The organism is Actinomycetospora cinnamomea (assembly GCF_003096675.1).
Classification (GTDB): domain Bacteria; phylum Actinomycetota; class Actinomycetes; order Mycobacteriales; family Pseudonocardiaceae; genus Actinomycetospora; species Actinomycetospora cinnamomea.
In genome coordinates, this window is sequence record NZ_QEKW01000035.1 from 1 (window position 1) to 17,814 (window position 17,814).

General features: G+C 75.6%; 23 protein-coding genes. 15 read left to right on the forward strand and 8 right to left on the reverse strand.

Annotated elements, in window-relative coordinates:
• The first annotated feature begins 518 nt into the window (after positions 1–518).
• Positions 519–1,022 (forward strand): GNAT family N-acetyltransferase, encoded by a 504-nt coding sequence (locus C8D89_RS28355; protein WP_243418451.1) that lies wholly within the window; start codon positions 519–521, stop codon positions 1,020–1,022.
• Here C8D89_RS28355 and C8D89_RS28360 read toward each other — a convergent pair.
• Complete coding sequence (locus C8D89_RS28360; RefSeq protein ID WP_116711496.1) at positions 994–1,215, reverse strand: hypothetical protein; 222 nt, start codon at positions 1,213–1,215, stop codon at positions 994–996. The genes C8D89_RS28355 and C8D89_RS28360 overlap by 29 nt on opposite strands.
• Positions 1,216–1,225: 10 nt before the next feature.
• Positions 1,226–1,888: a TetR/AcrR family transcriptional regulator gene (locus C8D89_RS28365; RefSeq protein ID WP_116711497.1), complete on the reverse strand. Its 663-nt coding sequence runs from the start codon at positions 1,886–1,888 to the stop codon at positions 1,226–1,228.
• Positions 1,889–2,067: 179 nt separating this feature from the next.
• Here C8D89_RS28365 and C8D89_RS28370 point away from each other — a divergent pair, with 179 nt between their 5' ends.
• Positions 2,068–3,645, forward strand: a complete 1,578-nt coding sequence (locus tag C8D89_RS28370; RefSeq protein ID WP_116711498.1) for a class I adenylate-forming enzyme family protein — start codon at positions 2,068–2,070, stop codon at positions 3,643–3,645.
• Positions 3,646–3,732: 87 nt separating this feature from the next.
• Here C8D89_RS28370 and C8D89_RS28375 read toward each other — a convergent pair whose 3' ends face one another.
• A complete protein-coding gene (locus C8D89_RS28375) occupies positions 3,733–4,545 on the reverse strand; it encodes an enoyl-CoA hydratase/isomerase family protein (RefSeq protein WP_116711499.1) in 813 nt (270 codons plus the stop codon).
• A 199-nt stretch (positions 4,546–4,744) separates the two neighbouring features.
• On the opposite strand from C8D89_RS28375, the gene C8D89_RS28380 reads away from it, so the two are divergent.
• From C8D89_RS28380 to C8D89_RS28390, 3 genes are read left to right on the forward strand one after another with little or no spacing between them, the layout of a single operon-like run.
• Positions 4,745–5,092 carry a hypothetical protein gene (locus C8D89_RS28380; protein WP_116711500.1) on the forward strand — a complete coding sequence of 116 codons (348 nt, stop codon included), beginning with the start codon at positions 4,745–4,747 and terminating at the stop codon, positions 5,090–5,092.
• 31 nt (positions 5,093–5,123) lie between these two features.
• Positions 5,124–5,834, forward strand: coding sequence for a response regulator transcription factor (locus C8D89_RS28385; RefSeq protein ID WP_116711517.1), 711 nt, complete (start codon positions 5,124–5,126; stop codon positions 5,832–5,834).
• Positions 5,831–7,144: a sensor histidine kinase gene (locus C8D89_RS28390; protein ID WP_116711501.1), complete on the forward strand. Its 1,314-nt coding sequence runs from the start codon at positions 5,831–5,833 to the stop codon at positions 7,142–7,144. Before C8D89_RS28385 ends, C8D89_RS28390 begins: the two co-directional genes overlap by 4 nt.
• Here C8D89_RS28390 and C8D89_RS28395 read toward each other — a convergent pair.
• On the reverse strand, positions 7,110–7,388 hold the full coding sequence (locus C8D89_RS28395; RefSeq protein WP_133252110.1) for a hypothetical protein: 279 nt from the start codon (positions 7,386–7,388) through the stop codon (positions 7,110–7,112). The genes C8D89_RS28390 and C8D89_RS28395 overlap by 35 nt on opposite strands.
• 117 nt (positions 7,389–7,505) lie before the next feature.
• Between C8D89_RS28395 and C8D89_RS28400 the strand changes: the two genes are divergently transcribed.
• Positions 7,506–7,688, forward strand: a complete 183-nt coding sequence (locus tag C8D89_RS28400; protein ID WP_133252111.1) for a MerR family transcriptional regulator — start codon at positions 7,506–7,508, stop codon at positions 7,686–7,688.
• Positions 7,689–7,765: 77 nt separating this feature from the next.
• Positions 7,766–8,092, forward strand: a complete 327-nt coding sequence (locus C8D89_RS28405) for a hypothetical protein (protein WP_133252112.1) — start codon at positions 7,766–7,768, stop codon at positions 8,090–8,092.
• Here C8D89_RS28405 and C8D89_RS28410 read toward each other — a convergent pair.
• The 3 genes from C8D89_RS28410 to C8D89_RS28420 form a co-directional block, all read right to left on the reverse strand.
• Complete coding sequence (locus tag C8D89_RS28410) at positions 8,076–8,804, reverse strand: HAD family hydrolase (protein ID WP_116711518.1); 729 nt, start codon at positions 8,802–8,804, stop codon at positions 8,076–8,078. The genes C8D89_RS28405 and C8D89_RS28410 overlap by 17 nt on opposite strands.
• Positions 8,805–8,870: 66 nt before the next feature.
• On the reverse strand, positions 8,871–9,779 hold the full coding sequence (locus C8D89_RS28415; RefSeq protein ID WP_116711505.1) for a sulfite exporter TauE/SafE family protein: 909 nt from the start codon (positions 9,777–9,779) through the stop codon (positions 8,871–8,873).
• Positions 9,780–10,048: 269 nt separating this feature from the next.
• On the reverse strand, positions 10,049–10,594 hold the full coding sequence (locus C8D89_RS28420) for a hypothetical protein (protein ID WP_133252113.1): 546 nt from the start codon (positions 10,592–10,594) through the stop codon (positions 10,049–10,051).
• Between the two features lie 124 nt (positions 10,595–10,718).
• On the opposite strand from C8D89_RS28420, the gene C8D89_RS28425 reads away from it, so the two are divergent.
• From C8D89_RS28425 to C8D89_RS28460, 7 genes are all read left to right on the forward strand, one after another.
• Positions 10,719–11,441 (forward strand): response regulator transcription factor, encoded by a 723-nt coding sequence (locus C8D89_RS28425; protein WP_243418452.1) that lies wholly within the window; start codon positions 10,719–10,721, stop codon positions 11,439–11,441.
• Positions 11,438–12,817, forward strand: a complete 1,380-nt coding sequence (locus C8D89_RS28430; protein ID WP_116711508.1) for a sensor histidine kinase — start codon at positions 11,438–11,440, stop codon at positions 12,815–12,817. The genes C8D89_RS28425 and C8D89_RS28430 overlap by 4 nt, the downstream gene beginning before the upstream one ends.
• 167 nt (positions 12,818–12,984) lie before the next feature.
• Entirely contained in the window at positions 12,985–13,959 is a 975-nt protein-coding gene (locus tag C8D89_RS28435) for an alpha/beta fold hydrolase (RefSeq protein ID WP_116711509.1), read from the forward strand.
• A gap of 233 nt (positions 13,960–14,192) precedes the next feature.
• The gene (locus C8D89_RS28445) at positions 14,193–14,630 is read left to right on the forward strand and encodes a DUF4333 domain-containing protein (RefSeq protein WP_165825996.1); all 438 of its coding nucleotides are present in this window, start codon (positions 14,193–14,195) and stop codon (positions 14,628–14,630) included.
• Between the two features lie 54 nt (positions 14,631–14,684).
• A complete protein-coding gene (locus C8D89_RS28450) occupies positions 14,685–15,413 on the forward strand; it encodes a sulfite exporter TauE/SafE family protein (RefSeq protein ID WP_116711512.1) in 729 nt (242 codons plus the stop codon).
• Positions 15,414–15,535: 122 nt separating this feature from the next.
• On the forward strand, positions 15,536–16,000 hold the full coding sequence (locus tag C8D89_RS28455; RefSeq protein ID WP_133252114.1) for an STAS domain-containing protein: 465 nt from the start codon (positions 15,536–15,538) through the stop codon (positions 15,998–16,000).
• Positions 15,997–16,338: a hypothetical protein gene (locus tag C8D89_RS28460; protein WP_116711514.1), complete on the forward strand. Its 342-nt coding sequence runs from the start codon at positions 15,997–15,999 to the stop codon at positions 16,336–16,338. Before C8D89_RS28455 ends, C8D89_RS28460 begins: the two co-directional genes overlap by 4 nt.
• 6 nt (positions 16,339–16,344) lie before the next feature.
• Here the strand turns inward: C8D89_RS28460 and C8D89_RS28465 are convergent, their stop codons facing one another.
• Entirely contained in the window at positions 16,345–16,962 is a 618-nt protein-coding gene (locus tag C8D89_RS28465) for an L-threonylcarbamoyladenylate synthase (RefSeq protein WP_116711519.1), read from the reverse strand.
• Positions 16,963–17,159: 197 nt separating this feature from the next.
• Between C8D89_RS28465 and C8D89_RS28470 the strand changes: the two genes are divergently transcribed.
• Positions 17,160–17,723, forward strand: a complete 564-nt coding sequence (locus tag C8D89_RS28470) for a hypothetical protein (protein WP_116711515.1) — start codon at positions 17,160–17,162, stop codon at positions 17,721–17,723.
• Positions 17,724–17,814 lie beyond the last annotated feature (91 nt).

A 17,814-nucleotide genomic window follows, 5' to 3' on the forward strand; every position in this document is an offset into this window, starting at 1 on the left:
CACAACCGCCACGCCACTCCGAAACGCCGCTTCGCCGCCAACTCCAAGATCCGCCGACCCGATTACCTACCCAACGTTGCCTGACGCGGCACTAGTCGCAAGATCGCATCGGGAGCGACGCGAGCCCGGCGCTCGCCGGGCGGTCGGCGAGCCCGGCGTCCGGCTGATGCGAGCCCGGCGCCCGGCTGATGCGAGCCGGGCGCCCGGCTGATGCGAGCCCGGGCGCTCGGCCGGCGCCCGGCCGCCTCTCGGCAGACGCGAGCCCGGCGCGAGTCCGGTGCCCCGCAGCGGCCCTCGCGCTCGATCCGAGTGGAGCGAAGGAGGCCCTCGCTGCCGTGTGCGGAGCGAAGGTGCCCCTCGCTCCGAACCGAGAGGGCGGCGCGGTGCTCGGGGCGCCGTCGGTCTCGACGCGATCTTGTGCCTAGCCCACCGGCAGCGTATTGCCGCCGAGGCCCCTGTCGGCCCCGACGCAATCTTGTGCCTATGTCCGCATCCCCCAACCGGGGCAGGATCGCGCCGTGGAGGTGCTCGCGAGGCTCGAGGGCGGGTTGACGGTGCGCCGGGCGCGGGCCCGGGACCTGCCCGCGCTGGTCGCGCTGATCGCCGAGGACCCGGTCAGCGCCGCGCGCGGCGACGCGGTCGGAGACGGCGCCGACGACCTCGCGCCCTACGAGGCCGCGTTCGCCGAGATCGACGCCGACCCTGCGCACCTGCTCGTGTGCCTCGCGGAGGCCGACGGCACGACGGTCGGGACGCTGCAGCTCTCCGTGCTCCCGAACCTCGGCCGGCGCGGGACGCGGCGTGCCCAGCTCGAGGCGGTGCACATCAGCGGTTCACGGCGGGGCCGCGGGTACGGCGCGCTGCTCGTGGGCTGGGCGGTCGAGGAGGCGCGGCGACGCAGGTGCGGGCTGGTCCAGCTCACCAGCCACGCGTCGCGGACCGACGCCCACCGCTTCTACGAGTGGCTGGGGATCACCGCCAGCCACCGGGGGTTCAAGCAGGACCTGACGTGCCGTCGATGAGCTCGTCGAGGGTCACGAAGAGGCCCGGCTCGCCGGTGCGCTCGCTGTGCTCGACCGCCGCGCGGGCGCGGGCGGCGATGCGCCCGATCTCGTCGGCGGCCACCACGCGCGTCTGCAGCACCGTGCCGTCGCCGTCGGTCAGCGTCACCGCGACGAGGCCGGTGTCGGGCTGCTCGGAGAACTCCAGCGGCACGCCTCCGACCCTAGGCCGGGCGGCCCTCGCCCGCAGGCGCCTGCGCCAGGAGGCCCTCGAACGCCATCCGGTCGACCTCCGCGACGAGCGCGTCGACCGGCATCCGCCCGGGGCGGTACCACTCGACCAGCGAGTTCACGAGCCCCGAGAGCAGACGCGCGTCGACGGCGGGGTCGAGGCCCGCACGCAGCTCGCCGGTGGTCTGGGCCTCGCGCACCAGTCGCGTGACGGCCGCGTCGAACTCGCGGCGGCGTTCGAGGGCCCAGCGCTCGGTCTCCGTGTTGCCCCGCAGGCGCAACAGGAGCGTGACGTGGGGGAGCTCGGCGGCGAGCACCTCGACCTGGCGCCGCACGATGTGGCGCAGCCGGGCGAGCGGGGTGCCCGTGGACGCCTCCGGCTCGTCGAGGATGCCGAACAGCCCGTCGAGCGCCCGCTCCAGCGCCGCCCGCAGCAGCGCCTCCTTGCCGCGCACGTGGTGGTAGAAGGACGACTTCGTGATCCCGGCGGCCGCCGAGAGGTCCTCCATGCTGGTGGCGTCGTAGCCGCGCTCGTTGAACACCCGCGCGGCGACCTCGACGAGGCTCGACGGGTCGTAGGCCGGCCGCGCCCGGCGGTCCCGGGTGGCGCCGGCGGGGCGCTCACCCTCCGAGGCGGGGGGCCGGGTCTCCGTCACGCGCCGCAATCTACGGGCCGCGACGCCCGTCGTCGTGCGAGCAATGCGGCTTTGCTGGCGTCGGACGCCAGGAACGCCGCATCCTCGTCCCTGGCCGCGTGGGACGCGTCACTGCTAACCTCGCGCCCGACCGAACGATCGTTCGCCTGCGACCGCGGGCGCGCTCCCAGAGGTGGTCGATGACGACGCCGGAGGCCCTCCACGACCTGCCGCCGGCCGCGGACCGGCGCAACGCGACGCGGACCGTCGGGGCCGCGATGCGCCGCGCGCTGGCCACGGCGCGGGACCGCGAGGCGGTGATCTGCGGGGACCGGACTCTGACCTACGCCGAGCTGGGCGACCGCCTCGCGCGGCTCGGAGGGCTGCTGGCGGACCTGGGGCTGCGCCCCGGCGACCGCGTCGGGGTGCTCGGCGCCAACTGCCACCGCTACCTCGAGCTCTACCTCGGCCTGCCCTCGCACGGCCTGGTCATCGTCCCGCTCAACGTCCGCCACACCGCCGCCGAGCGGAACTACGCCCTGAGCGACGCCGGTGCGCGCGTGCTCTTCGCCGACCGCGCGCTCGACGACCTCGACCCCGACCTGCGCGTCGTCGACACCGGCACCGAGTACGAGACGCTGCTCGCCGCGGCCGCGCCCACCGAGCCGTTGCGCGAGCCGGCCGAGCACGACCTCGCCGGCATCTTCTACACCGGCGGCACGACCGGGGCGGCCAAGGGCGTCATGCTCACCCACGGCAACCTCGTCGCCAACGCGTTCCACTTCATGGCCTGCTGGCCGTTCACGCCGGAGACGCGCTGGCTGGTCGTCGCCCCCATGTTCCACGCCGCGGGCACGATCGGTGCGCTGTCGACGATCTGGGCGGGCGGAACGCAGATCCTGTGCCCGGCCTTCACCGCCGGCGGCGTGCTCGACCTCGTCGAGAGCCACGGCGTCACGGCCACCCTGGTGGTCCCGACGATGATGGACGCGCTGGCCTCGGAGCAGACCGCACGGCCGCGGCGCGTGTCGTCGCTGCGCTGGCTCTCCCACGGCTCGTCGCCCGCGGCCGTCGAGTTGCTGCGGCGCACGCACGCGGCGTTTCCGGACGCGGAGATGCTGCACATCTACGGGCTCACCGAGACCTCGCCGATCGTGACGCTGCTGCCCGGCGAGCAGCACCTGCTCGACACCCCGCAGGCCCGCTCGTGCGGGCGGGCGGCGGTGGGCGTCGAGGTCGTCGTGGTCGACCCGGCCGACCGCACGCCGCTGCCGACCGGGCTCGTGGGCGAGGTGCTCATCCGCGGCGCCAACGTCACCGCCGGCTACTGGAACAAGCCCGCCGAGACCGCCACGGCGCTGCAGGACGGCTGGTTCGCCTCCGGGGACCTCGGGCTGCTCGACGACGGCGGGCACCTGTTCCTCGTCGACCGCGCCAAGGACATGATCGTCTCGGGCGGCGAGAACGTGTACAGCGCCGAGGTGGAGAACGCGCTGTTCGCGCATCCCTCGGTGGTCGAGGTGGCCGTGTTCGGGGTGCCGCACGAGCGCTTCGGCGAGGCCGTGCACGCCGTCGTCGTGCTGCGCTCCGAGCCCGAGGATCCGGCGGCGTTCGCCGAGGAGCTCGTGGCCCACTGCCGCGCCACCATCGCCGGGTACAAGGTGCCCCGCAGCGTCGAGACCCGCACCGAGCCGCTGCCCAAGTCCGGCGCGGGAAAGATCCTCAAGCGCGAGCTGCGTGCGGCGTTCTGGGCCGACCGGGAGTCGCAGCTGGCGTGACGCGTGCCGTGACGCAGCGAACGTCCTGCCGGCGTGCTCCCCGGACTCGCTGCGTCCGCGCGTCGGAACTCCCCGCTCGTTCCCGACTCAGCGCCCGTGGAACGTCGGCTTCTCCTTCGCCAGGAACGACTCGACCGCGTTGCGGTGGTCCTCGGTCGCCGCGAGCCGGGACTGCGCCGCGCCCTCGTGCTCCAGCACCGTCGGCAGGGCCGAGACCGTGCCCAGCGCGATCGCGGCCTTGATCTCCGCGTAGGCGCGGGTCGGGCCGGTGGCGAGGCGGCGGGCCAGGGCCAGGGCCTTGTCGTCGAGATCCTCGGCGGCGACGACCTCGCGCACCACGCCCCAGTCGCGAGCCTGCTCGGCGGTGAACGTGTCGCCGAGCATCAACAGGTCGGTGGCCCGCGAGGCGCCGACGGCGTGGGCGAGGGTGGCGGAGAGCCCCGAGTCGCCGCCGAAGCCGATGCCCGCGAAGGCCGTCGCGAAGCGGACGCCGGCGGCGGCCAGGCGCAGGTCGCAGGCCAGCGCGAACCCGAGGCCCGCGCCGACGCAGGTGCCGCCGATCGCGGCGATCGCGGGCTTGGGCATCGTCGCGAGCGCCGAGGTGATGCGGTTGTAGTGCTCGGGGACCGTGCGCATGGCGTCCGGGTTGCCCGAGCGCAGTGTCTCGGCGTGCTCGCCGAGGTCCTGGCCGACGCAGAACGCCGAGCCCGCGGCGGCGAGCACCACGGCGCGGACGTCGTCGTCCTGACCGACGTCCTCGAGCGCGTCGCGCAGGGCCACCTTGAGCTCGGTGGTCAGCGCGTTGCGACGGTCCGGGCGGTTCATCCGCACGATCGCCACCGCGGCCTGGTCGTCTCGGGTCACCACGACCGGGTCCTGGGCCGCACCGTCGCTCGTCATCGAACGCGCTCCTCTCCTGCGCCGGTTCGTCCGGACGCACGATCATGGTGCCCGTCGCCGCCGGGCGGGGACAGGGGGCCGGCGGCCTCACGGTTCCCTCAGAGCGCCCACAGAGCTGCGTCACCGACGGTGTCCAGGGTGGGGCCCAACGAGGCGACCGCCCCCGATCGGCCGCCCCGGACCACGAGGAGATCGATCGATGGACTTCCGCCGCCTGCCGGTGCTCGCCGGACCGGTCGTCGCCGGGCTGCTCGTCCTCGGCGGGTGCGCCGGCGCCCCCGGCCCCGCTCCCCAGGTCGCGCCCGCGCCGGTCGCGGCCACCTCCCCGGCCGGCTCCGGCCAGGCTCCCTGCACCGCCCGCCTGCGCCCCGGTGGCGGCGCGGCGCCGATGACGATCACCCCGGAGGCGCAGCAGGAGATCGAGCGGCTGCGGGCCCAGCCGCCGTCGGGCCAGGCGGGAGCGGCGCCGGACCCGGCCCTGACCTCGCGCCTGGCCGACGTCCGCGAGCGTGTCGAGCGCGCCGCGCGGCCCTGTGCGGACCGCTGAGGGGGACGGGCGCCTGGCACGATCCGCGACCATGAGCGAGCCCACCCCCGAGCTGCTCGTCGTCGACGACGACGCCGACGTGCGGACCTCGCTCGAGCGGGGGCTGCGGCTCTCCGGGTTCGCGGTGCGGTCGGCGCAGGACGGGCCGGGCGCGTTGCGCGCGGTGCACGAGCGGGTCCCCGACGCCGTCGTGCTCGACCTCGGGCTGCCGGGCATGGACGGCGTCGCCGTGGTGTCGGCGCTGCGGGCGATGGACCACGACGTGCCGGTGTGCGTGCTCTCCGCCCGCGACACCGTCGACGACCGCGTCGTCGGCCTCGAGGCCGGCGCCGACGACTACATGGTCAAGCCCTTCGCGCTCACCGAGCTCGTGGCACGGCTGCGGGCCCTGCTGCGCCGCGGGGCCCGCGCCGCCCCCGCGCCGGCCACCGCGCTCGGCGAGGTCATCGCGGTCGGCCCGCTGCGGGTCGACCTCGCGCGGCGCACCGTGCACGTCGGCGAGCGTGCGGTCGACCTGACCAAGCGCGAGTACGAACTGCTCGTCGTCCTCGCCCGCAACGCCGAGGTGGTGCTCACCCGCGAGCGCCTGCTGGAGCTGGTGTGGGGCTACGACTTCGCCACCGACACCAACGTCGTCGACGTCTTCGTGGGCTACGTGCGCCGCAAGCTCGAGGCCGACGGCACCCCGCGGCTCGTGCACACCGTCCGCGGCGTCGGGTTCGTGCTGCGGGAGGGCGGGTGACGCGCTCACCCTCTCTCCGCCTGCGCGTCGCCCTCGCCTCCGCGCTCTCCGCGACCGTCGTCGTGGTGCTCGTGGGCGTCCTCGCGTCGGCGCTGCTGGCCCGCGAGCAGACCGAGCGCCTCGACCGCAGCCTCGTCAACGGCTCGCCGGCGGTCCTCGGCTCGTTCGCCTCGACGCGCGCCGACCTCGCCGTGACCCTGCGCGGCCCGACGGGCACGGTGCGGCGGGTCAGCGGGCCCGAGCTGCCGCTCTCGCCGATCGGCATCCCGACCTCGGTGACCGTCGGCGGGGTCGACTACCGCATCCGCACCGCGCCGGGCCCGACGCCGGGCTCGCTGGTGACGATGGGGGCGACCGAGGACGACACCCGCGCGCGCGTCGCCGAGCGCCAACGGCTCGTGGCCGGTGTCGGCGTCGCGGCGATCGCGCTGGCTGCGGGCCTGGGCTGGCTCTTCGCGGGACGCGCGGTGCGCCCGATGCGCGGACTCACCGCGCAGGCCGCCACGCTCGACCGAACCCCCGACACGACCCCCCAGATCCGCGCCGACGGCTCGCGGGAGTCCGAGGAGCTCGCCGAGGCGCTGTCGGCGATGCTCGCGCGCCTGCACGCCGAGCAGGAGCGCAGCACGGCCTCGCTGCACGCCGCGCGCGACTTCGCCGCGGCCGCCCGGCACGAGCTGCGCACGCCCCTCACGGCCATGCGTACCGACCTGGAGGTGCTGCGCGCCCACCCGGACCTGCCCGAGCGCGACGCGGTGCTCGACGACGTCCTGCGCGCCCAGGGGCGGGTGGAGGCCACGCTCACCGCCCTCGGCCAGCTCGCCGCCGGGGACCTGCCGGACGCCGACGGCGGCGACGTGGTGGGCGTGACCGACCTGCTGCGGCTGGCCGCCGAGGACGCGCGGCGCGCGCACCCCGCGCTCGAGGTCGTCGTCGACGACCCGGACACCTGCGTGCCGGAGTCGGTGCGCGGCGCCCTCGAGGGGCTGCGGATGGCGCTGGCCAACGCCGTGGTCAATGCGGTGCGGCACGGACGCGCCCGGTGCGTGCGGCTGGGGGCCCACCGCGGCGACGGCGGCGGCGTCGTCGTCACCGTCGACGACGACGGGACGGGGCTGCCGGTGGAGGAGCGGGAGGCGGTGCTCGGGCGGTTCGTGCGCGGGAGCACCGCGGGCGGGCCGGGCTCGGGCCTGGGCCTGGCGCTGGTGGCACAGCAGGCGGCCCGCCACGGCGGGCGAGTGCGGCTGGAGGAGGCGCCGGCCGGTGGCCTGCGGGTCAGTCTCGCGCTCGGTCCGGATCGAGCTGGGTGACCAGGCGCAGGTCCCACGCCTCGGGCCACGGCGCGGCGCTGCGGACCCGCTCGTAGATCCAGGCGGTGAACCCCTCCGCGACCAGCGTGCGCGCGATCTCGACCAGCGCCGCCAGGTCGTCCGACTCGTGCTGCTCGTGGTCGTTGCGCGCCGGCGCGTGCAGCGGCCCGCGGAAGCGCCGCGCGTCGAGGCGGTAACGCCGCGGGCCGCGCAATGATCGAGAAGTGTCGCCGATGTCGCTCATGTCGCCGATCGTAGTGTGGAGGGCGACACCGACGACAAGAGCGTCATCGGCGAAAGTCGGGTCATCGACGCTGTTCACGTCTTTCGGACGACACCGGCGACACCTAGGGTGACGGTCATGCCGCCGTCGGAACTCGTGTCGACCCCGGAGGCCGCGCGATCGCTGGGCGTCAGCGCCCGCACGCTCCAGCGCTACGTCCGCGACGGTGTGGTCACGCCCGAGATCACCCTGCCGTCGGGGCAGTACCGCTGGGACATCGCCAAGCTCCGCCGCCAGATCGGGATGCCCGACGACGACTGAGCCGAGGCGCGTCGCCGGCCGGCGGTGTCGGTGGACCCGGGTAGCGTCAACCGCGTCCACTCGACGCGGGAGGCGTGATGGCGGGCATGATGGGGCAGCACGACGGGGTCCCGGCGGGACCGTTCGAGTCCGAGCCACTGGATCTGGGGCGGGTGCTCGCCCGCCCGGGCGTCCCCGGTGACGAGGTGGTGCGCCGTTGCGAGCGCTGGCTGGTCGACGTGCTCGACGGGGCCGACGTGGCGCTGGGGGCGAGCGACGCGGAGATCGCGGGGCTGGTGGCCGCCGAGGGCTGGTCGGTGGCCCAGGTCGTCGGCGGGTGGGTGCGCCGCGCGGCGGTGGCGGGTCAGGAGGCCCGCGCGCCGGTGCGCGAGCTCGTCGCCCCCGGGGTCACGCGCGTGCGCTGACCAGCGCGAGCACGTCGCCGAGCCCCCGCTCGCGCTCCCGCTGCTCGCCGGCCAGCACGAACGCGCGCAGGCCCGCGGACACCGCGCCTCCGTCGCGCGCCGGGTTGTCGCCCACCATGAGGGTGCGCCGGGGGTCGGCGTCGAGGCGCGCGCAGGCGGTGCGGAACAGCTCGGGGGCCGGCTTCTCCCGGCCCTCCTCGCAGGAGAGCACCCAGGTGCCGACGAGGTGCTCGAGGCCGGCGGCCCGGGCGTGGCCGCGGATGTCCCAGCCGATGTCGCTCACCACGCCGACCGGTACATCCCGGTCGGCGAGGGCCCGCAGGAACATGCCGGTGTCGCCGTAGGGCACCCACGAGTCCTCGGCCACGACACGCTCCCGGGCCGCCTCCTCGATGCCCGCGAGCCACGGCACCCGCGCGAACCACGTGTGCATCGCCTGCCGGTGCGCCTGGGCGTCGAGGTCACGGCCGACCTGCGCGGCGGCCACCTCGGGGTCGGCGGCCGCGTCGTCGAGCGCGGCGAGCACGGCGTCGGGGTCGTCGAGCGCGCGGCCGGTGTCGGCGGCGACCCGGCGCAGCCACTCCTCCGTGCCGATCATGCGGAAGAGGGTGTTGCTGAAGTCGCAGAGCACCGCGTCGATCGGCGGCACCGGCGAGGCCCGGTCGGCGTCGGTGGGTCGGTAAGCGGCGGGGAGGTCGAACAGCGCACGCACGCCCACCATGATCGACCCCCATGTGAGGGATGTTCACGGCTGTCGCCGTGAACATCCCTCACATGGTCAGGAGGTGGCAGGTGTCCCGACCTCGTCGGCGGTGGCGGCGCGCTCGGCCAGCTCGCGCCGCGCGCTGCGCACGGCGACGACGAGGGCCGCGGCCCAGAGCACGGCCAGCGCGGCGAGCACGATCGTCACCGCCAGGGAGGGCACGCCGACGCCGTTGAGCAGGGTCCGCGCGTTGGTCAGGACGATCAGCCCGCCCGCGCCGGTGCCGAGCACCCGGGCCGGTAGCAGCCGCACGAGGTAGGCGGCGAACGGTGCCGCGATCACGCCGCCGAGCATCAGCGCCAGCACGACCGTGTAGTCGATGCCCGCCTGCGACAGCGTGACCAGGAAGCCGATGCTCGCCGCGAGGGCGACGACGAACTCCGAGGTGTCCACCGACCCCACGACCTTGCGGGGCTCGAGCCGGCCCGAGGCCAGCAGGCTGGACGTGGCCACCGGCCCCCAGCCGCCGCCACCCGAGGCGTCGAGGAAGCCCGCGACCAGGCCGAGCGGACCCAGGAACCTCCCGCCGGGACGCGGGCCGGACACCACCCGCCGCGCGATCGCCCGGGAACTGAACCGCACCAGCACGTACACGCCGAGCAGCAGCAGGACCCCGGCCATGTACGGCTCGGCGCCCTCGGTCAGGTTCACGAGCAGGTAGGCACCGAGCACCGCGCCGACCGCGCCGGGCACGGCCAGGATGCCGACCACCCGCCAGTCGACGTTGCCGAAGCGCCAGTGCGCGGCGCCGGAGACGAGGGTCGTGCCCACCTCCGCGAGGTGCACCGACGCGGACGCGACGGCGGGCGCCGTGCCCGCCGCGAGCAGGACCGACGTCGAGGTGACGCCGTACGCCATGCCCAGGGAGCCGTCGACGAGCTGGGCGATCAGCCCGGCGAGGGCGAAGAGCAGGAAGGCACGCACAGGGGTTCCTCGGTGCTGGGGGCGAGCCCGCGCGCCCGCACACCGGGGACACACGACGACCCGGTCGGGGAACGGACCCGCGACCGGACGAGACGTGGACGGTCAGCGGCGGGGCGAGCGACACCCGGCCGAGGTGACGCGGAGGAGGTCGACGTGCGCACGGCGCACCAGGACCACCCCCGCGTCGGACATGGCCCCGATCCTCACACGACGAGGTGACGGAGGGCAGCGCTGCCCCTCGTCGCTGTGATCGGGGCCACGTCACGCGCTCAGTTCGGCAGCGGCGCGGGCTGCTGCGTCGGTGGGGCGGGCTGGGTCGGCTGGGTGGGCTGGGTCGGCTGGGTGGGCTGGGTCGGCTGGGTCGGCGGGACGGCCTGGCCCGGCACCGTCTGGACCGTCGCCCCCGGCGCGACCTGCACGGTCGCGCCGGGCTGCACCTGCACGACCACCGGGCCCCGGCCCGCCACGGCACCGTGCCCACCGCGCTCACCGCGCTCACCGCGCTCACCGCGCTCACCCCAGGGTCCGCCGGGCCCGTCCCCGTCACCCCGCCCGCCCGGCCCGCGCTGCTCGGTGCTCTGCCCGGGCCCGCGGTCACGCGGGCCGTCGACGCTCGGGCCGAGGGCCGCGGCCAGGATCCCGCCGGTCAGCAGCGCGCCGACCAGGAGCCCGACGACCCCGGTCACCACGACCGCCGTACGCCGGGCCCAGGACGACGGGCGCCGGGCCCGCTGCCAGCGTGTCGGCGGGCCCGCGGGGTGGGCCGACGCCGGCGGCTCCGTGGGGCGGGTCGGCGTGTCACCGGTCTCGCTCATGGGTGTCTCCGTTCGTGCTCGGGGATCACCGACGATGGGCGGCGGCGCTGAACCGGACCTGAAGCCCGCGCCCTGGACGCGGGTCTTCAGGTCCCGCTCAGCAGCGGCGGGCCAGGATCGGGAGGTGGGCGGGAACCGGGACAAGCGCAGCGGAGCTCGATCCGCCGCCGGCACGGCGGCGCGCGTGCTCGTCGTCGAGGACGAGGCGGCGATCCGCGAGGCGGTCGTGGAGGCGCTGGAGGACGCGGGCTTCCACGCGTGGGGGCGCGGCGACGGGGAGGGTCTCGAGGAGCTGCTCGACGGCTTCCGCCCCGACCTGGTCGTCCTCGACGTCATGCTGCCCGGACGCGACGGCTTCCGGCTGCTCGGCGTCGTCCGCGAGCGCAGCGACGCCGGGCTGGTCATGCTCACCGCCCGCGACGGGCTCGACGACCGCCTGCGCGGGCTCGACACCGGCGCCGACGACTACGTCGTCAAGCCGTTCCTCCTCGCCGAGCTCGTCTCCCGGGTCCGCGCGGTGCTGCGCCGGCGCGGGCGGGTGCCGACGGCGATGACGGTCGGCGACCTCGTCGTCGACGACGAGGCGGGCACCGCGACGCGTGCCGGGACGGTGCTCGACCTGACGGCCACCGAGCTGCGCCTGCTGCGCTACCTCGTCGAGCAGCGCGGCCGCACGGTCACCAAGAACCAGATCCTCACCCAGGTGTGGGGCTACGACGCCTACGACCCGAACCTCGTCGAGGTCCACGTCAGCGCCCTGCGCCGCAAGCTCGAGGCGCACGGGCCGCGGATCGTGCACACCGTCCGCGGCCTGGGCTACGCGCTGCGTCCGGCGGGGGCCGCGTGAGCACGGGGCGGCGGTGGACCGCGGCGCGCTCGCTCCGGGCCCGCGTCACCGCCCTCGTCCTGGCGGTGGTCGCGCTGGCGCTTGTGGTCATCGGCGTCGCGGTCGATCTCACCCTCGAGGCCCAGCTGCGCCGCGACCAGCAGAGCCGCCTCGACGACCGCGCCGCCCGCGCCGGCCTGCTCGTCGCCGGGGGCACGAGGGGCGCCGCGCTCGTCGACGCCGTCGACGGGCAGGGCATCGACGCCGTGCTGCTGGATGCCGGCGGGCGGCGCGTCGCCGGATCCGACGGCGACGGTCCGCGCGGCGGCCCGCCCGGGGGACGCGGGCGGCCGGACCGGCCGGACCGGCCGGGCGACCTCGCCCGCGTCGTCACGGTTCCCGACGGCACCCGTCTGGTCCTCACGACCGACCCGCGCGAGAACGACGACGTCCTCGCGCGGCTGCGCGTCGTCATGGTCGGCGCGGGCGCCGCCGGGCTGGCCGTCGTCGCGGTGGCGTTGCTCGGTGGGGTGCGCGTGGCGCTGCGTCCCCTGGACACCATGGCGTCGCTGGCCCGCGACATCGCCGCCGGCGACCGCGGCCGCCGCCTGCGCCCCGAGCGCACCGACACCGAGCTGGGGCGCACGGCCGCCGCCTTCGACGCGATGCTCGACGAGCTGGAGTCGGCACAGGCCCGCGCCGAGGAGGCCGCCGACGAGGCGCGTCGCTCGGAGGCACGCACCCGCCGCTTCCTCTCCGACGCCGCCCACGAGCTGCGCACCCCGATCACCGGGGTGCAGACGCTCGCCGAGTCACTCGTGCGCCACCCCGACGGCGACCTCGAGCGCCGCGAGCGTCTGGCCACCACGCTGGTGCGCGAGACCCAACGGGCGGGCGCCCTCGTCGCCGACATGCTCGAGCTCGCCCGGATCGAGGACGGCGCCCCGCTCGACCGCCGCGAGGTCGACCTCGCCGCGCTGGCCGCCGCCGAGGCCGACCGGGTCGCCCTGCTGGCGCCTGCCCTGACCGTGCGCGCCGAGGGCCCGTCGGTCCCGGTGGACGCGGACCCCGGGCGGATCGCCCAGATCCTCGCCAACCTCCTGGAGAACGCGCGGCGGCACTCGCCGCCGGAGGGCACGGTGCGGATCACCGTCTCGCGCGACGGGCCGCTCGCCGTCCTCGAGGTGACCGACGAGGGCCCCGGCATCCCGCCCGCGGACCGCGAGCGCGTCTTCGACCGCCTGGTCCGCCTCGACGACGCCCGCACGCGCGACGCCGGCGGGGCGGGGCTGGGCCTGCCGATCGCCCGCGCGCTCGCCCGCGCCCACGGCGGCGACCTGCGGGTCGTCGATGCGCCGACCGGGGCCCGGCTGCGCCTCACCCTGCCGACCGCGTGACGGGTCACTGACTCGGAGTGCTATCGGTTACGCCGTCCGTGTGGTGAGGAACGCTCGAGTTCGCCTGGGCGTGACACAGTGCACGAGCTGGGCGTGGATCGTCCGCCACGAGGCGGTCGTGGACGCCGGGGCGGGTGCGGAGACCGAACGAGCAGGGAAGCACCGCGATGAAGGATCGGGTCATCCGTGTGCTGGTCGCGGCGATGGGCGTGCTGCTCGCGGCGACGGGATGCAGTGCCGCGCCGCCGCTCCCTCCCGGTGCGGAGGAGGCTGATGTCGCCCGGCTGGTCGACATCGGCGGCGGCAGGAGGATGTACCTGGAGTGCCGCGGTGCCGGTAGCCCGACCGTCGTCCTGATCGCCGGCTACGGCAACCGGGGGAGTGCCTGGAGCGCGCTGTCCCCGGGTGTGCCACCACCGGCGGTCCTGCCGGGTGCTTCCGGCTCCACCCGGGTCTGCGCCTACGACCGGCCGGGCACCGTCGGTGAGTCGGTCGACGACCCGGCCGAACGCAGCCGCAGCGACCCGGTGCCGCAGCCTCGCGCGGCCGAGGAGACGGTCGCCGACCTGCGGGCGCTGCTGCAGGCCGCCGGCGTCCCGGGCCCCTACGTGCTCGCGGCCCATTCGCTCGGGGGCCTGTACGCCCGCCTCTATGCCGCTGCCCATCCCGATGACGTCGTCGGGATGGTCCTCGTCGACGCCGCGCACGAGCGGTACAACGCCGAGCTGCGGCGCCTGCTGACGCCCGCGCAGCTCGCGGAGGTGCAGAGCGGGCCGTCCCAGCTGCGGGAGCAGTACCCCGACGTCGAACTGGTCGACGCCGATCGCAGTGACGCCCTGCTGGCCCGGGCCCGGGTGGCGACGCCGTTGCGTCCGATGCCGTTGGCCGTGCTCACCCGTGGCCAGGCGGTCGAGGTCCCCGTCCCGGATTTCCCCGTGGCGGACCTGGAACGAAGCTGGCGGGCGTTGCAGGACGACCTCGCGACACTCACCCCTGCCGCTCGTCACAGCGTCGCCACCCGCAGCGGCCACGACATCTACCAGGACGAACCCGCTCTGGTGGTGGAGGCCGTCCGGCAGGTGGTGGCCGGCGCGCGCGATCCCGACACCTGGTACAGCCTCCGCTCCTGCTGCGTCGAGTAGGCCGCAGTCGGCGGACGGTCCCCGTCAGCCCGCGACCACCCAGGCGCCGGGTGAGGCGCGGGTCGGTTTTCTGGCGGGATCGTGAGATCGCTCTGACGGAGTAGTGAGATCACTTGATAGTCGCTCTCCGTGTTCTATGCTCTGGCGTGTCGGTCGAGGCGCCCCGTCCCGCCGCCGACCCCCGCCGCAGCGCTTCCGTCCTACCGTGTACGACCCTGACCAGGGAGTTCGCCATGACGCAGTACGCTCCGCCGCCCGCCGCCGGCTACCCGCAGCCCCCGATGCCGCCCGGTCCGGCCGGGATGCCCTACGGCGGCCCACCTGGTGCTCCGGCGTATGGTGGTTACGCTCCGCCACCACCCGAGCGCAAGGGCGGTGCAGGCAAGATCATCGGTGCGGTCGTCGCCACGCTCGTCGCAGTGATCGCGATCCTCGCGGCCATCGGATTCGCCATGGGGCCGCCGGTCGTGGCCGCCGACCAGGTCGAGCTCCAGATCGCCCAGCAGTACGGCGTGGACGCCACCCAGGTCGACTGCCCCTCGCCGCTCGAGGGCGAGGTGGGCGCCCGGATCACGTGCACCGGCACCGACGCGGGCCAGACCACGACGCTGCTCGTGCAGGTCACGAGCGTCGAGGGCGACACGGTGAACTTCACCATCACCCCGCAGTGACGCCCCCCGGCCGGGCCATCATGGCCCGATGACCTCGCCGTCCCCGTCGCGCCCGTGAGCGCGGCGGGGACGGCGGCGCTCGTCGGGGCCCCCGTCCTGCTCGGGGCGCTCACCCAGCGCGCGACCGGCCTCGGCCTCGCCCTGGTGGCCGCCCCGTTCCTGGTGGCGGTGCTCGGCGCCCGCGACGGCGTGTCGTTCGGCAACGCCCTGCAGGTCGTGCTGTGCCTGGTCGTCCTGGTGCGCACGCGCCGCGGCGTCGACCTGCGCGCCGCCGGGCTGCTGCTCGCCGGCGCGGTGGTGGCGGTCCCGCTCGGCGCGCTCGTCGTCGGCGCCCTGCCCGAGGGGCCGCTGCTCGTCGTCGTCGGGCTGCTCGCGGCCGCGGCCGTCGTGCTCTCCCTCGTCCCGCGGCTGGCGGGCGGGCTGGGCGGGACGACCGGCGGGCTCGGGGCCGGCGCCGCCGCGGGCTTCGTCAACGTCACGGCGGGCGTCGGGGGCCCGGTGCTCTCCGCCTACGCGCTGGGGCGGCGCTGGGGCCCGGAGGTCTTCGTCCCGACAGCCCAGCTCGTCCTGCTCGTCATCAACCTCGCCGCGCTGCTGAGCAAGGGGGCGCCCCGACTCGAGCCCGTCGTGTGGAGCACGGGACTCGTCGGTCTGGCCGTCGGCGTGGCGCTCGGCGACCACGTCGCGCGCGGGCTCGACGAGCGCACCGCACGCCGCGCCGTGGCCGCGTTGGCGCTGGTGGGAGCCTTGGCGACGGTGGTGCGCGGCGTGGCCACGAGCTGACCGACCGTCACGGTCGGGTGGACACGACCGATGGTCGCGAGGCACAGTGAGGGCTGCCACCCGCAGCTTCACCCTCCCGAGGCCGGCGGCGTAACCCCCCCTCGAGGAACGAGGTGGCACTCGTGACGACGTCCTCCGCCCACCCCTTCGGGGTCGGTTCGCCCGACGACGCGTTCGTCAGCGGCCTGACCGTGGCCCCCACCCAACCCTGCCGGGGTCTCGTGCTGGTCCGCGTCCTCGGCGAGGTCGACATGCTCACCGCCCCGCGACTCGGCGACGTGCTCGACGGGGCCCTGCGGACCGTGGCCGACGACTGCGCCGTCGGCCGGGACCCGATCGCGCCCGCCCAGGCACCGTCCGTCGTCTGCGACCTGGAGGGCGTCACCTTCTTCGGCGCCTCCGGACTCGACGTCTTCGCGGCCGCCCAGCAGACGGCCGCCGCCCGCGGCGTCCGGCTCGTCGTCGTGGCCGGGTGCCGCACGGTGCGCCGGCCGTTCCGGCTCACGGCGCTCGACCGGCGCATCATGCTCACCGACACCCACCCCGCGCTCGCGCACCGCCGCGCGCAGGCGGAGGCCGCCCGGTGACCGCCGGGACGCGTCCGGTCGCGACCGTCGACGGTCCGCCCGAGCTCGGGGCCGCCATTCGCGCGGCCCTGGGCCACCTCGCCGATCTCACCGACCCGCCGCCGGCGGTCCGAGACGGGCGCCTCGACCGGATGCTGCGCGCGGCCCTGCATGCCCAGGACGGCCACCGCGCGCCGATGGAGGAGGTCGCCGCGGCCGTGCGCACGGCCTGCGCGCACCTCGCGGCCACCGAGCTCGAGGACGCCTACCTCGCCCTGCGCACCGCGATCGACCGTCTGCCCCGGCGCCCTCGCCCGGAGAACGGCCAGGCCAACGGGAACGGGGACGGTCACGGCTGAGCGCCGCTACCAGCGGAAGCCGTGCCCCGCGCCCTGGCGCACCAGCTCGGGCTCGTCGCCGGAGAGGTCGACGACCGTGGTCGGCTCGGTGCCGCACTCGCCGGAGTCGAGGACCATGTCGAGCTGGTGGCCGAGGCGTTCGTGGATCTCGCGCCCCGAGGTCAGCGGCTCCTCGGTGTCGGGCAGCAGCAGCGTCGAGGACAACAGCGGCTCGTCGAGCTCGGCGAGCAGTGCCTCGGCCACCGGGTGCGACGGGATCCGCACGCCGACCGTGCGCTTGCGCGGGTGCAGCAGGCGGCGCGGGACCTCCTTCGTCGCCGGCAGGATGAACGTGTAGCAGCCGGGCGTCGCGGCCTTCACCGACCGGAACACCGGTGTCGACACGCGCACGAACTGGCCGAGCTGGGCGAAGTCCTCGCACACGAGCGTGAAGTGGTGCTTGGCGTCGAGCTGCCGGATCGTGCGGATCCGCTCGAGCCCCTCGCGGTTGCCCAGAGCGCAACCGAGCGCGAAGCACGAGTCGGTGGGGTAGGCGATGAGCCCCCCGGAGCGCAGCAGCTCGACCGCGGCGAGCACCGCGCGCCGCTGCGGGTTGCGCGGGTGGACCTCGACGTACCTCGCCATCGCCGCCATCCGCGCAGCCTAGGGCCGTCCGGGGGTCCGCCGGAACGCCCGCCCGGACGGGCGCCGCGGGGGTTGGAGACACGCTGGAGGGGGCACTCGGCGGTAACGTCGTGACCGCAGCGAGACCTACGCGGAGCGTGACCGAGATATCGTTGCCCCGAACGGACGGCGAGGGTCACGCCGGAGGAGGAACTCGGATGGGCGCCCATCGCATCCAGGACGACCGCAGCACCGACATCGCCCGCGTCGTGGGACGCGGAGCGCTCGCGACCTCCCTCGCCGTGACCCTGGCGGGTGCGGGCGCGGGACTCGCGGCGGCAGCTCCCGGCAACGGACACGGGAACGGGCACGGCCAGGGCCACGGGAACGGCCACGGGAACGGTCAGGGGAACGGTCACGGGCGCGACGCGGAGGTCCGCGTGGCGTCCAGTGCCGTCGGCTGCGAGGCGCTCGACGACGACCTCGTCGGCGGGCTCCTCGACGGGTTGGGCATGGCGTCCTCGGAGGAGGCGTCGTGCGACTCCGCTGGGAGCAGCAGCGGGAGCAGCAGCGGGAGCAGCAGCGGGAGCGACAGCGAGGGCAGCACCGACGGGGACTCCGGCGACGCGTCGAGCGGGTCGGCGGCGACCTCGACCCCCGAGGACGCCGGGTCGACCGGGGCGACCACCACGCAGCAGGCCGCCCCGGCCACCTCCTTCGACGTGCCCCCGCCGCCCGGCGAGACCAAGACCCTCGACCTGCCGGACCAGCCGAGCACCTAGTGTCGCGCGTCGTTAGTTGATTCACGTTCGTGCAGATGAGATCTTGGTTGCATGACCTCTTCGGGGTTGGTGATCAGCGACGAAGATCGAG